Consider the following 13,493-nt stretch of genomic DNA (forward strand, 5'->3'; position numbering starts at 1 on the left):
ACGCCCCTGTGGCATCACACCCAGGGGTGAATTCGGTATCGGTTCGCTCACAGACGGCAACCTCTCGGCACTTCACACAGTCAGAGGTTGCATCACCCACATCACGGAGTACGCCACCGCACTCACGGGGAGCGCATATGTACATCAGGGGCGACCACGCCGAGCTGGTCGTCGGGGGCCGCCTCGACGTCCGCAGCGCGGCGGACGCCCGTACGGTCCTGCACTCGGCCGTCGACGACGGTGTCGGCGATCTGGTGCTGGACCTGTCCGAGCTCGACTCCTGGGACGCCACCGGCCTCGGCGTCATCATGGGAGCCCATCGACGGGCCGGCCGCTGCGGCCGGCGCCTGGTGCTGCGCGACGTACCGCCGCAGATGCAGCGCCTGCTCGTGGCCACCCGGCTGCACCGCATCCTCGCGATCGAGGGCGGCATCGGGGCGGAGTGCCTGCCCCGGGTGTGACCAGTTTTGAAAGTGTGTCACTTCCATCGAAAGTGACACACTTTTTCAAAGGGGCCCGGTCGGGCGCCAGCGAAACACCGGACGCGCACAATCCTCATGAGACTGTGACGTCTCGGACGGCGCGGTACCCCGGGCTGTCGTAGATACTGTGCGAAGGTTTAGGGTTCGGTCGCCCGCTGTGTGACAACCCTTCGAGCGGGCCCGGACCAGAAGCGACAGCGCGGTGTGCAGCAAGGCCGGGAGGGGCCTGGGTCCTGTCGACCCGCACACGACGCTTTTGGGGGGCTTGGACCTATGGACCCGATCAACCGGGAACCCGAGGAGTACGGCCAGGACGGCGACGACACGTCGTCGCGCCAGCGCCCGCCCCGGGAAACCCTCACACCCGACTTCGGCCAGCACACACCCGCGCTCGCCCGCACCGTGCAGCTGGTCACCGGTGACTTCCTGCTCACCGTCAACCCCGTCGACGGCAGCGAGATCGAGGCCTGCCCGCCCGGCCGGCGGCCCGGCCGGCCCGCCAAGTTCACCGCCGCCGAGCGCGCCGAGGCCGCCCGCGCGGCCAAACCGCCCGTCCCGCCCGGCCTCAACCGGCCCGCACTCCCGCTCCTGGAACGCCAGGAGGAGCGCGAGCGTCTCGTACGGCTGCTCGCCCGCGGCCGCTCCGTACGCCTCACCGGCCCCTCGGGTTCGGGTCGCACCAGCCTCCTCGACCTCGTCGCCGAGGACTGCCTCGACCTCGCCCCCGACGGCGTGATCCGTCTCACCGGCTTCCACCGCACCGCCACCGACCTCCTCCACGACCTCTTCTACGCCGTCTACGACGCCCCCCTGCACCGGCCCGCCCGGGACGAACTGCTCGCCCTGGTGCGGGAGATCGGCGCGGTCGTCGTCCTCGACGACATCGAGTTCGGCGGCGCCGCCCTGGAGGAGCTCCTCGACGCGACCCCCGAGTGCGCCTTCCTGGTCGCCGCGACCCCCGAGATCCCCGCACCGGCCGCCGACTCCGTCATCGAGGAGGTCTTCCTCGGCGGCCTGCAGCGGGCCGGTGCCGTGGAGGTCCTGGAGCACGCCGTGGGCCGCGTCCTCACCGAGGAGGAGGCGAACTGGGCGGGCGACCTCTACTTCGAGTCCGAGGGCCTGCCCCTGCGCTTCGTCCAGGCCGGCGCCCTGCTCCGGCAGCGCGACGAACTGCGCATCGGCACCAGCGCCGTGGAGGAGTTCGGCGTCTTCCAGGACATGGTCCCGGCCGACGCGCCCCCCCTCACGGCCCTCGACTCCGACGAGGACGACGCCGTACCCCTGCCGTCCCTCGGCGAGGCCGCCGCGCCCGCACCGCTGCTCGCCTCCCGGCTCAGCGCCTCGGCCCGCGCCACCCTGCGCTTCGCCGTCGCGCTCGGCGGCGAGGTGCCGCACCAGGCCCATCTGCCCGCACTCGTCGGCGACACCCACGCGGACGCCGCCCTCGGCGAACTCGCGGCCTGCGGACTGGTCTCCCCGGTCGGCTCCCGCTACCGGCTCGCCGCCGGGGTCCAGACCCAGCTGGAGGCCGCCGGATACGGCGACGAGATCGAGGCCAGTGCCCTCATCGCCGGGCTGCACTACTCCTGGTGGGCCGGACACCCCTCGGTCACCCCCCAGCGGGTCTGCGCCGAGGCGGACGCGCTGCTCGCCGCCCTCACCGTCCTCGTACCGGCGACCACCCCGCCCGGCGAGGGCGAGGAGAGCGCCACCGTGGAACTCGCCCGCACGGCGGCCCCCGCCTTCGCCGCGGGACTCCACTGGAGCGCCTGGGAACGCGCGCTGCGCTCCGGGGCCGAGGCCGCCCAGCTCGCCGGCAAAGCGAGCGAACAGGCCTACTTCCAGCACGAGTTGGGGGTCCTCGCGCTCTGCGAGGGCGACCTCGACCAGGCCCGGGCCGAACTGGAGTCCTCCATCGGCCTGCGCGACACCGCCGCCGACAAGCGCGGCACCGTCGCGGGCCGGCGCGCCCTCGCCCTGGTCGCCGACCGCTCCGGCCTCACGATCGGCCTCGGCGCCGCGGCCGGCGAGGAAGTACCCGACGCCCGCTACGAGGAGTCCGCCTCGCCGCCCGGCGGGACACCGACGCCCTTCCCGCCGCTCCAGCCCCCGGGCGACACCTACACCCTCGTCGCCCACCAGGCCTCGTCCGGCAGCCCCACGCCCCACAACAAGGCACGCGGCGGCCTGCGCGGCTACGCCCGGCGCAACCTCGTCGCGGCCGGCGCGGGCGCACTGCTCGCCGCCGTCCTCGGCACCGTCGTGACCCTCGGCGCCACGTCCAACAACAACGCCGACAACCCGTCCGACAAGGTCGCCCCCAACCCGTCCGCCAGCCAGGGCAACTCCGACGACAGCCTCGGCGCCGACCCGGCGAAGAAGGGCGACAACAGCGGCACCGGCACGGCCACCAGCAGCCCGACCGACCCGGGCCCCGACGGCACCTACGGCACATCGGACGACCCGACACCGCCGTCGAGCAGCACGCCTTCGGACAAGCCGAGCGGAACGAGCGGGACGAAGTCGCCGACACCGTCCAGGTCCACGTCGCATTCGCCGAGTTCGACTCCGACGCATTCGGCGTCTCCTTCACAGACACCGTCGAGCACTCCCTCCGAGTCCGTGACACCTACGCCGACGCCCACGCCGTCGAGCACCCCGTCCACGGGAACCTCGGCGAGCGGCATCGCCTCCTCAAGTGCCCCCGTCGACACCACCAGTTCGGCCGCCCCCGCGAGCGGCATCGCCTCGGGCACCGTGATCTGACCCTCCCTGCGACGCCGAAAGGGCCGGCTCCGATGATCGGAACCGGCCCTTTTCGTCGTAGGGGAATCGGTGTCGGTCAGAACAGGCGGAGCTTGTCGTCCTCGATGCCGCGCAGGGCGTCGTAGTCCAGGACCGCGCAGCCGATGCCGCGGTCGGTGGCGAGGACACGGGCCTGCGGTTTGATCTCCTGGGCGGCGAAGATGCCACGCACCGGGGCGAGATGCGGATCGCGGTTCAACAGCTCCAGGTAGCGCGTGAGTTGCTCCACCCCGTCGATCTCGCCGCGCCGCTTGATCTCGACCGCGACGGTCTGGCCCTCGCCGTCCCGGCACAGGATGTCGACCGGTCCGATGGCCGTCATGTACTCGCGGCGGATGAGCGTGTAGCCGTCGCCGAGGGTGTCGATGCGGTCGGCCAGCAACTCCTGGAGGTGCGCTTCCACGCCGTCCTTGATCAGGCCGGGGTCCACGCCGAGTTCGTGCGAGGAGTCGTGGAGGATCTCCTCCATCGTGATGATGAGCTTCTCGCCCGCCTTGTTGATGACGGTCCAGACGCCCTCGTCGTCCCCGGAACCCTCCTTCAGCGTGCAGGGCGGCGACATCCAGTTGAGGGGCTTGTAGGCCCGGTCGTCCGCGTGGATCGAGACGCTGCCGTCCGCCTTCACCAGGATCAGACGGGGGGCGGAAGGGAGGTGGGCGGTGAGCCGGCCCGCGTAGTCCACGGAACACCGGGCAATGACGAGACGCATGGTCGGCAACGCTACTCGACGGGCGCGGGTGTACGCGATTCGCCCTGGAAGACCCCTGACGCCCCTTGTTCATTCATGGCCGATTGTGGGCCTATTGAGAGTTCCCTATGTACGCATTCTCCTGGTGCCCCCACCTTCCGTTGCCTACCGTATAAACGGGAGGTCGCGAGGCGTGTACGCAGCGTGTTCGTAATCGCGGACTCCCTCATCTGTCCGGCAACCCCCGCGTGTTGGGGGTGCGAGAGGAGAACCCATGTCGCTCGACGTCTCACCGGCCCTACTCGAAAAGGCCGAGCGAGGCGAGGTCGACGAAGCTGAATTCGTCGACTGCGTCCGGACCTCCCTGCCTTACGCATGGGAGATGATCAGCTCCCTGGTGGCTCAGCTGAAGGTCGACGGCGGTGCGTTCGCCGACAACCAGACGCCGCCGCCGGACGAGCAGGCACGCGGTCAGTTGCTGCGTGCGCTCGCGAGTGACGCGATACGCGGCGCGCTGCAGCGGCACTTCGGTGTGCGGCTGGCCTTCCAGAACTGCCACCGGGTGGCGGTGTTCCCGTTGGACGGCTCGGTCGACGACACGCTGGCACGCTTCACCTCGGTGCGCAGTCAACTGCTGAACCAGTCCCCGGAGTTCAGGGACTGCTGACGAGGTGATGCGCATTGCTTGCCGCTCCGTACGCGGGAGGTGCTTTCTGTACTGGGGCGGCAAGCTCCCCGCAGGTTGCTCAGCCGAGGTGTGGGAGCACCTCGGCACCCAGCCGCCGTACGTTCTCCTCCGTCGACGCCAGGTCCCCGGAGCCCTCGACGAGCAGCGCGAAGCGGGAGATGCCGGTCCGCTCCGAGGTCGCCGTGAGCCGGTCGACGCACAGCCGCGGGGTGCCCACCGGGTGCAGTCCGCAGAGGAGCTCGGTGTACGCCAGCGGGTCGCGCATGGAGCGTTCGCGGTCGTCCACCGTCACATGGGCGTCCAGCCCCTGCTTCAGCCAGCCCGGCATCGCCTTCACGAGGGCTTCCACGGCGTCGGCACGCCTGTCCGCGATCTGGCAGACCCCGGCCGACACATGGGCCGCGCCCCGGATCTCCTCCGCCGGCCGTCCGGCCGCCCGCGCCAACTGCCGCCACAGGGCGACCATCTCGGCCTTCTCCTCGTCCCCGACGTGCATGCCGAGCAGCATCGGCAGGCCCCGCTCGGCCGCCAGCCGCACGCTCGTGGGCGAGGTGCAGGCGACGACGACCTCGGGGCCCGGCGCGTCCGACAGTGCCTCCGACGGCCTGGGTACGACGGGGACTTCACGGAACGCGTAGCGGTCACCGGTGCCGGCGACCGACGGTTCGCGCAGCCAGCTCATCAGCAGATCCAGTGATTCGGGGAACCCCTGTTCGTACGCGGCGAGACCCGCGCCGAAGACCTCCAGGTCGACCCACGGCCCACCGCGCCCCACGCCCAGCGAGAAACGCCCGCCGCTCGTCACGTGCAGCAGCGCGGCCTGCTCGCCCAGGGCGACCGGATGGACGGTGGGCAGCACACTGACCGCGGTGCCGACGCGGATGCGCTGGGTGCGGCCCAGCAGTAAGGCGGCCAGGGTGATTGCGGACGGGCAGGTGCCGTAGGGCACGAAGTGGTGCTCGGCCAGCCAGGCCGTGTCGAGACCGGCTTCTTCGGCGAGCTCCACCGAGCGGACCGCGCGGTGCAGCGCCTCCCCCTGGCCCTGCCCCGGGAACTGGGCCGCCAACACAAAACTTCCGACGCGCATGGTTCTTCCTGCTTCCTCGGCTCCGACACGGAGCTCCCCCACCGGGCATAACCGTCCGACACGTGCCTAGGACACGGCCTCGCGGAGAGATTTGCGGATTGTCTGCAGAATGTGCGGCCCTGAGGGGGACTTGTGTGGGTTGGTGCCCTTCGCATACCCCTGCGTGGGGCACGTAGGCTGGACACAGCCCGTGCCTCCTGTATAGCCCCGTGAGGTGTTCTGTGTCCCCGCGTCGCAACCGACCCAAGGAGTCCGGTCTCCCCGGCCAGAGTGCCGACGGGGACCGTTCGGGCCGCTATGGCGGCTGGCAGTCCACGGAGCACTGGCAGGGCGAGGAGTGGAGCGTGCGCCATGTCGCCGGGGCCAGCGCGGAGGGCAAGACGTACCGCTGCCCCGGCTGCGACCAGCAGATTCCCTCCGGCGTCCCGCATGTCGTGGCCTGGCCGGAGCACTCGGGCGTCGACGACCGACGGCACTGGCACAAGGCGTGCTGGAACGCGAAGGACCGCCGCACCACACGGGTGCAGCGGTCCAGGAACGCGCCGAAGTTCTAGTAAGTGGTACTGGTCACACGTCCCGCTTCTCCAGCAGTGCGACGGCGCTCGCGAACGCCACGGCCGTCACCCCCACGATGATCCACAGCGGGTCCCAGCCCGAAGGGCCCGACTCGCTGAGGGAGTTGGAGTAGAAGACGCTCAGCTGGTTCGGGATCGAGTACTCGAACAGCGCCTGCCGCACGTTCTCCAGGGACTGCGAGAACATGAACAGGGCGACCACCAGCGGGGCCAGCACGGCGCCGATCATGATGGTGATCGCGCCCGCCGAGTGCCGGATGATCGAGCCGACGATCAGCGAGAGCAGCCCAAGCAGCGCGACGTAGAGGGAGACCCCGACGGTCCCCTTCAGCCACTCGCCGGCGGACGGGTCCTTGGCGCCGTTGTCCTTCAGCAGCGAGGCGTCCACGAAGGCGATGAACGACGTGGCCACCAGCGTCACCACGAAGGCGACCGCGAAGAACACGATGGCCTTCGCCGCGAGCACGCGGGCCCGGCTCGGGCACGCCGTCATCGTCGTGCGGATCATGCCGGTGCCGTACTCGGAGGCCGTGGTCAGCACGCCGAGCGTGATGATGCACATGAGGCCGAGCAGCAGTCCGAAGAAGCCCAGGGAGAGCGGGTTCTCGCCGTTCATCTCGGACGAGGAGTCGCTCACCACGACGGCGGCGAGCAGCCCGATGCCGAGCACCAGGACCACGAACACCCCGAGCGTCCAGATCGTCGAGCGCACCGACTTGATCTTCGTCCACTCGGAGGCCAGCGCGTGCCCGAGATGCGTGCGCACCACGGGGATCGGCGAGGTGTACCCACCGTACGAGGGACCGTTCGCCGCCTGCCAGTTGGGCGCGGCTGCCGGCGGCATCGGAAGCTGGGGCGTACTCATCGGGCGTCCTCGGGCTTGGTCAGGTCGGGGGTGGCGGTGGGAGCGGCCGGGGCGGGCGGGGTCGCGTCCGCCGCCGGAGCGGGAGCAGGAGCGGCGGCCGGGGCCTGCGGCGCGTCCTGGGCCGGAGTCTGGGGCGGCTGTGGCGGCGTCTGCGGGGCCACGGGGGCCGGGGGCCCGTACGGCCCCGGCGCGGCCCCGCCGGGCGCCGCAGGAGCGGCATACGGGTTCGGGGCGCCGTAAGGATTCGCCGGCGGCTGCCCCATCGCGAACGGCTGCCCGCCCTGTGCCGGAGACGGCGGCGCGTACCAGCCCGGCTGGCCCTGCCCGGGCACCGGCATCGGCGGCTGCGCGCCCGGCGGCAGCGGCTGCATCAGACCGGCCTTCTGGTCGATGGTCGAGCGGTAGTCGACGGCCCCCTGCGTCATCCGCATGTACGCCTCCTCCAGCGAGGCCTGATGCGGGGACAGCTCCCACAGTCGTACGTCCGTGTCGTGCGCGATGTCGCTGATGCGGGGGAGCGGCAGTCCCGTGACGCGCAGCCCGCCGTCCTGCTCGGGCAGTACGTGGCCGCCCGCCTCGGTCAGCGCGGAGGTCAGCTTCTCGCGCAGCTGCGGCTCGGTGTCCGGGGTGCGCACGCGCGCGAAGTCGGCGGAGTTGGCCGAGATGAAGTCCCGCACGCTCATGTCCGAGAGCAGCTGTCCGCGCCCGATCACGATCAGGTGGTCCGCCGTCAGCGCCATCTCGCTCATCAGGTGCGAGGAGACGAAGACGGTACGGCCTTCCGCCGCGAGCGCCTTCATCAGGTTCCGCACCCAGAGGATGCCCTCGGGGTCGAGGCCGTTGACCGGTTCGTCGAAGAGCAGCACCTGCGGGTCGCCGAGCAGCGCGGCGGCGATGCCGAGCCGCTGGCCCATGCCGAGGGAGAAGCCCTTGGAGCGCTTTCTCGCCACGTCCTGGAGTCCCACGACCCCGAGGACCTCGTCCACCCGCCGGGCCGGGATGCCCGAGAGCTGGGCCAGGCTCAGCAGATGGCTGCGGGCGCTCCGGCCGCCGTGCACGGCCTTGGCGTCGAGCAGGGCTCCGACCTGTCTGGGGGCGTTCGGCAGTTTGCGGTAGGGGAAGCCGCCGATCGTCACCTGTCCCGACGTGGGGTTGTCCAGGCCGAGGATCATGCGCATCGTCGTCGACTTGCCCGAGCCGTTGGGCCCGAGGAAGCCGGTGACGGCACCGGGCCGCACCTGGAAGGAAAGGTTGTACACGGCGGTCTTGTCGCCGTAGTGCTTGGTCAGGCCGACAGCCTCGATCATGCTCCGCACCCATCGAAAGGATCAGGACAGCAGGGCACACGCCCCCGTAAGGGTTAGGAGGATATCGGGGCGCTGACGGTTCCGCTCAAGAGAAAGTAAAGCCGTGGCCGTAGCCGTGCCCCTGGCTACGCGTCCCGTCGCTTCAGCAGTACGTACGCGCCGATCAGTGCCGCGGCCACCCACAGCGCCATGATTCCGAAGCCGCCCCAGGGGCCGTACGGTGCGGAGTCGTCCACCGGGGTGACCACCTGCATGATCTTGCTGCCGGCCTGGTCGGGGAGGTACTGGCCGATCTTCTTCGTCGCGGAGACGTTGCCGAGGATGTTGGAGATCAGGAAGAAGAACGGCATCAGGATGCCCAGCGACAGCATCGGCGAGCGCAGCATCGAGGCGACGCCCATCGAGAACATCGCGATCAGGGTCATGTAGAGACCGCCGCCGATCACCGCGCGCAGCACGCCGGAGTCGCCGATCTCCGCCTTGTGGGAGCCGAGCATCGCCTGGCCGAGGAAGAAGGTGACGAAGCTGGTCACCAGGCCGACGACGAGGCAGAGCCCGGTGGCCACCGCGATCTTGCCGAACAGGAAGGTGCCGCGCTGCGGGACCGCCGCGAGGGAGGTGCGGATCATGCCGGTGCTGTACTCGTTCGACACGACGAGCACCCCGAACACGATCATCGCGAGCTGCCCGAGACTCATCCCGGCGAAGCTGATGAAGGTCGGGTCGAAGGACAGCTTGTCCTTGGCGCTCATGTCGTCGAACTGGCTCTTCGACAGCGCCGAGATCAGCATGCCGAGCCCGATCGTCACCACCAGCGCGAGGGACAGTGTCCACACCGTCGATGCCACGGAACGGATCTTCGTCCACTCCGACCGGATGACCTGGGTCGCCGCCATGTCAGTCCTTCTTCCAGCCGTCGCCCCAGCCCTGCCGCTGCTCGGCAGGTGCCACGGGGAGCGAGGGGGGTGCGTCGGAATGCGCGTGGTACTCCACCGACTCCGCGGTCAACTGCATGAACGCCTCCTCCAGGGAGGCCTGTTGGGGACTCAGCTCGTGCAGCACGAGCTGGTGCTGCGCCGCCAGCTCACCGATCTGCTCGGACTTGCCGCCGTCCACCTCCAGGGTCCCGTTGCCGGATTCGACGACGGTGATCCCGGCCTGGTGCAGCACGTCGAGCAGCCGCTCGCGGTTCGGGGTGCGGATCCGGACGTAGGACCGCGAGTTCTGCTGGATGAAGTCGGCCATGGAGGTGTCCGCGAGGAGGCGGCCCTGGCCGATGACGACGAGGTGATCGGCCGTCAGCGCCATCTCGCTCATCAGGTGCGAGGAGACGAAGACCGTACGGCCTTGTGCGGCAAGGGACTTCATCAGGTTGCGGATCCAGTGGATGCCCTCGGGGTCGAGCCCGTTGACCGGCTCGTCGAACATGAGGATGCGCGGATCGCCCAGCAGCGCGCCCGCGATGCCGAGCCGCTGGCCCATGCCCAGTGAGAAACCCTTGGCCTTCTTCTTGGCCACGGCCGTCAGCCCGACGGTGTCGAGCACCTCGTGCACCCGGCTGTTCGGGATGCCGTTGCTCTGCGCCAGGCACAGCAGATGGTTGAAGGCGCTGCGCCCGCCGTGCATGGCCTTGGCGTCGAGGAGGGCGCCGATGTACTTCAGCGGGTCCTTGAGCTGGTCGTAGTGCTGGCCGTCGATGCGTACGTCACCGGCGGTCGGCCGGTCGAGCCCGAGCATCATGCGCATGGTCGTCGACTTGCCGGCGCCGTTCGGGCCGAGGAAGCCCGTGACGATTCCGGGCCGGACGGCGAACGTGAGGTTGTTCACCGCCACCTTCTCGCCGTACCGCTTGGTCAGCCCCGAGAGCTCGATCATGCGGCCACGCTAAGACGGCAGTTCGGCGGATGCCACCCGAACGGGCAAACAGAGTCCGACGCCGCAGGCAACAACCGTGAACGCCGTCGCCCAGGCGAACGCGTGCGAGAAGGCCGAGGCGCCGTGCCCGTGCGCGAGGACCGTCGCCAGTACGGCCGTGCCGACGCCGCCGCCCAGCTGCTGCACGATCCGGATGCTGGTGCTGGCGTGCGGGATGCGGGCTCTGTCGAGGCCCTGGTAGGCGCCCACCATGACGGCCATGTTGGCCGCGCTCACCCCAAGACCGCGTACGACCAGGGCGACGGCGAGCAGCACGGCGCCGGGGTGCGGGAAGAGGAAGGGGAGGGTGCCCAGCGCGCACAGCAGCATGCCCGCCACGACGACAGGGCGCGGCCCGAGCCGGTCGGTGAGCGGTCCGGTGGCCCGGGCCAGCAGGCTGCCCAGGCCCTGCGGTGCCAGCAGCAGCCCGGCCGCGATCACGCCCGCGCCGCGCACCTGCTGGTAGTAGAGGGGCAGCAGGAACATCGCGCCGAAGAGGGCCAGCCCGTTCAGGAACGTCAGGAGGGAGGAGAGGGCGAAGGTGCGGTTCTTGAACAGGCGGAGGTCTACGAGGGGGTCGCGGGCACGGAGTGCGTGGCGGGTGAAAAGGGCGATCAGTACGGCGCCGGCCGGGATCGCGGTCGCGCGGGCCGTGCCGGTCTCGGACAGGCCGTAGACCAGGGTGGCGAGGCCGGGGGAGAGGAGCAGGAGGCCGGTCAGGTCCAGGCGGTGGCCGGGGCGGGGGGTGTCCTTCGGGACGCCGCGCCAGGCCAGGGCGAGGGCGAGGAGGCAGACGGGCAGGTTGACGTAGAAGATCCAGCGCCAGCTGAGGTGACCGACGATCAGGCCGCCGAGGACCGGGCCGAGGATCGGTACGACCATGGCGGGCAGGGTGATCGCCCCCATCAGGCGGCCGAGGCTGCGTCCGCCGGCCGCGCGCATGACCAGGGTCTGGAGGACCGGAAGCAGCAGTCCTCCGCCGATGCCCTGGAGGATCCGGAAGGCGATGAGCGAGCCGATGTTCCAGGCGAGCCCGCAGAGGAGGGATCCGGCGAGGAAGAGGAGCAGCGCGCCGAGCCAGACGCGGCGGGAGTCGTAGCGTTCCACGGCCCAGCCGGAGACCGGGACGACGGTCGCGAGGGCCAGCAAGTACGCCGTACTCACCCATTGCAGGCTCGCCGTCGAGGCGTTCAGGTCGTGGCCGAGGGTGTGCAGGGCGATGGAGACGATCGTGCTGTCGAGGAGCGGGGCGAGCGCGCCCAGGACGAGGATGCCGGCGAGTTTGCGGACGGCGGGGTCGAGACGGGTGGTGGTGGTCGACACGGTTCCCCCTTTGGAGACGATGCGTCTCTTATTCGGCCCACGATAGGATGGACCCGATAAGAGACGCAAGGTCTCCTAAGCGGAAGGTGCCGGTGATGACCGGAGAGCGGACGCGGCGGCGCGGGGCCGCGCTGGAGGCCGACATCCTGGACGCCGTATGGGAGGAGCTGGCCGAGGTCGGCTACGCCCGGCTCACCATGGAGGGCGTCGCGGCCCGCGCGAAGACCGGCAAGCAGGTCCTCTACCGCCGCTGGTCCAACCGAGCCGAACTCGTCAAGGCCGCCATGCCCCACCGCACCGGCCTGCTCGCCGATCAGCTGCCCGACACCGGGGAGCTGCGGGCGGACGTGCTGGCCGTACTGCGGCTGATGGTCGAGCGGCAGCGGGAGATCGGGCCCGACGTCGTCCGGGGCCTGCTCGCCGAGGCGCCCGACCTGGATCCGAAGGTGTTCGGGATCATGCACGACATCCTGCTGACCCTGCTTCGGCGGGCCGTCGAGCGCGGCGAGATCCCCACCGCCGACCTTCCCCGACGGGTCGTCACCGTCCCCGCCCAGCTGCTGCGCTACGAGATGGTCATCTCCCGCGAACCGGTCGCCGACGCCACCCTCGTGGAGATCGTCGACGACGTGTACCTGCCGCTGGTGACCGGACACGGCTGAGGCCCGCACCCCCCGAGGGGAATGCGGGCCTCAGCCGCACATACGAACTACCGCGTGACTACCGGGACTGCTGAGCCGGAACCCCACGGGAGATCGGCTCGTCCTCGACCGGAGAGCTCGCGGCGGCCACCGCGGCGCCGGTGAGCGTGGCGAGCATCTCGCGCACGTTCGTCAGCTGAGCGTTGATGCTGTCGCGGCGGTTGGTGAGGGCGGCCAGCTCGCGCTCGGACTCCGAACGGATCCGGTCGGCCTTGGCGTTCGCGTCGGCCACGATGTCCTCGGCCTGGCGCTGAGCCGTCTCCACCGTCTGACGGGCGCGGCGCTCGGCGTCCGTGCGCAGCTTCTCGGCCTCCAGCCGGAGCTGCTCCGCGCGGTGCTCGATCTCCGCGAGGCGCTTCTCCGCCTTCTGCTGACGCGACGCCAGGTCGCGCTCGGACTGCTCGCGGCGCTTGGCGAGGTTCGTCTCGAAGTCGGCGGCGGCCTGCGCGGCCTTGGCGCGGGTCTCCTCGAAGAGGGCGTCGGCCTCCTCGCGCTTCGACTGGGCGTCCTTCTGGGCCTCGCCGCGCAGCTGGGAGGCGTCGCTCTTGGCCTTCTCGACGATCCGGACGCCCTCGTCCTCCGCCTTGGCCTTGCGCTCCGCAGCGAACGATTCTGCGTCGTTGCGGACCTGCTGGGCAGCGGACTCCGCGAGTTCGCGGTGCTGCTCGGCCGCGCGCCGTGCCTCCTCGCGCAGATCCTTGGCCTCTTCCTCGGCGAGGCGGAGGATCTTCTCGACCCGCGCGCCGAGACCGGCGTACGACGGCTCCGCGTCGCTGACCTGGGCCTGGGCGTTCTGCGTTTCGAGGTGGAGCTCCTCGATGCGCTTTTCAAGAGCAGTGATACGAGCCAGAGCGCTGTCACGGTCGGAGACGAGCTTCGAGATGCGTTCGTCCACCTGAGCGCGGTCGTACCCACGCCGCACAAGCTCGAAGCCGTAGGGGGAAGTGTCGCTCATGGGGTTCCTGTCGAATGAGACCGGTGAGGTGATAGGTGGAATCCTAGGGGCCGAAGCGGTGTGTCATCGAGCGGATGCGTGTTTGATCTGGAGAATGACACCC

At 70.4% G+C, this 13,493-nt stretch carries 13 protein-coding genes; 5 read left to right on the forward strand and 8 right to left on the reverse strand.

Going from position 1 to position 13,493, the window contains the following annotated elements; all coding sequences use genetic code 11:
• Positions 1–137: 137 nt before the first annotated feature.
• Positions 138–461 (forward strand): STAS domain-containing protein, encoded by a 324-nt coding sequence (locus ACWDEW_RS28385; protein ID WP_450516166.1) that lies wholly within the window; start codon positions 138–140, stop codon positions 459–461.
• Between the two features lie 294 nt (positions 462–755).
• The gene (locus ACWDEW_RS28390) at positions 756–3,248 is read left to right on the forward strand and encodes an ATP-binding protein (protein WP_450516168.1); all 2,493 of its coding nucleotides are present in this window, start codon (positions 756–758) and stop codon (positions 3,246–3,248) included.
• A 76-nt stretch (positions 3,249–3,324) separates the two neighbouring features.
• Here ACWDEW_RS28390 and nucS read toward each other — a convergent pair whose 3' ends face one another.
• Positions 3,325–3,996, reverse strand: coding sequence for an endonuclease NucS (gene nucS, locus ACWDEW_RS28395; protein ID WP_450516170.1), 672 nt, complete (start codon positions 3,994–3,996; stop codon positions 3,325–3,327).
• A gap of 253 nt (positions 3,997–4,249) precedes the next feature.
• On the opposite strand from nucS, the gene ACWDEW_RS28400 reads away from it, so the two are divergent.
• Entirely contained in the window at positions 4,250–4,642 is a 393-nt protein-coding gene (locus tag ACWDEW_RS28400) for an SCO5389 family protein (RefSeq protein ID WP_362981888.1), read from the forward strand.
• A 79-nt stretch (positions 4,643–4,721) separates the two neighbouring features.
• Here ACWDEW_RS28400 and ACWDEW_RS28405 read toward each other — a convergent pair whose 3' ends face one another.
• Positions 4,722–5,750 carry an LLM class flavin-dependent oxidoreductase gene (locus ACWDEW_RS28405; protein WP_450516171.1) on the reverse strand — a complete coding sequence of 343 codons (1,029 nt, stop codon included), beginning with the start codon at positions 5,748–5,750 and terminating at the stop codon, positions 4,722–4,724.
• A 221-nt stretch (positions 5,751–5,971) separates the two neighbouring features.
• Here ACWDEW_RS28405 and ACWDEW_RS28410 point away from each other — a divergent pair, with 221 nt between their 5' ends.
• Positions 5,972–6,304, forward strand: coding sequence for an ATP/GTP-binding protein (locus ACWDEW_RS28410; protein ID WP_450516173.1), 333 nt, complete (start codon positions 5,972–5,974; stop codon positions 6,302–6,304).
• A 13-nt stretch (positions 6,305–6,317) separates the two neighbouring features.
• On the opposite strand, the gene ACWDEW_RS28415 is transcribed toward ACWDEW_RS28410, so the two are convergent.
• The 5 genes from ACWDEW_RS28415 to ACWDEW_RS28435 form a co-directional block, all read right to left on the reverse strand.
• The gene (locus ACWDEW_RS28415; protein WP_450516174.1) at positions 6,318–7,190 is read right to left on the reverse strand and encodes an ABC transporter permease; all 873 of its coding nucleotides are present in this window, start codon (positions 7,188–7,190) and stop codon (positions 6,318–6,320) included.
• Positions 7,187–8,497 (reverse strand): ABC transporter ATP-binding protein, encoded by a 1,311-nt coding sequence (locus ACWDEW_RS28420; RefSeq protein WP_450516175.1) that lies wholly within the window; start codon positions 8,495–8,497, stop codon positions 7,187–7,189. Before ACWDEW_RS28420 ends, ACWDEW_RS28415 begins: the two co-directional genes overlap by 4 nt.
• A gap of 125 nt (positions 8,498–8,622) precedes the next feature.
• Positions 8,623–9,393, reverse strand: coding sequence for an ABC transporter permease (locus ACWDEW_RS28425; RefSeq protein WP_388105144.1), 771 nt, complete (start codon positions 9,391–9,393; stop codon positions 8,623–8,625).
• A 1-nt stretch (position 9,394) separates the two neighbouring features.
• Positions 9,395–10,372, reverse strand: a complete 978-nt coding sequence (locus ACWDEW_RS28430; RefSeq protein ID WP_450516177.1) for an ABC transporter ATP-binding protein — start codon at positions 10,370–10,372, stop codon at positions 9,395–9,397.
• 9 nt (positions 10,373–10,381) lie between these two features.
• Positions 10,382–11,734: an MDR family MFS transporter gene (locus ACWDEW_RS28435; protein ID WP_450516179.1), complete on the reverse strand. Its 1,353-nt coding sequence runs from the start codon at positions 11,732–11,734 to the stop codon at positions 10,382–10,384.
• A gap of 95 nt (positions 11,735–11,829) precedes the next feature.
• Between ACWDEW_RS28435 and ACWDEW_RS28440 the strand changes: the two genes are divergently transcribed.
• Complete coding sequence (locus ACWDEW_RS28440) at positions 11,830–12,396, forward strand: TetR/AcrR family transcriptional regulator (protein ID WP_450516181.1); 567 nt, start codon at positions 11,830–11,832, stop codon at positions 12,394–12,396.
• Between the two features lie 58 nt (positions 12,397–12,454).
• Here ACWDEW_RS28440 and ACWDEW_RS28445 read toward each other — a convergent pair whose 3' ends face one another.
• Positions 12,455–13,390: a coiled-coil domain-containing protein gene (locus ACWDEW_RS28445; RefSeq protein WP_019073154.1), complete on the reverse strand. Its 936-nt coding sequence runs from the start codon at positions 13,388–13,390 to the stop codon at positions 12,455–12,457.
• Positions 13,391–13,493: the final 103 nt, after the last annotated feature.

The sequence above is a fragment of the Streptomyces sp. NPDC001100 genome (genome assembly GCF_053598575.1).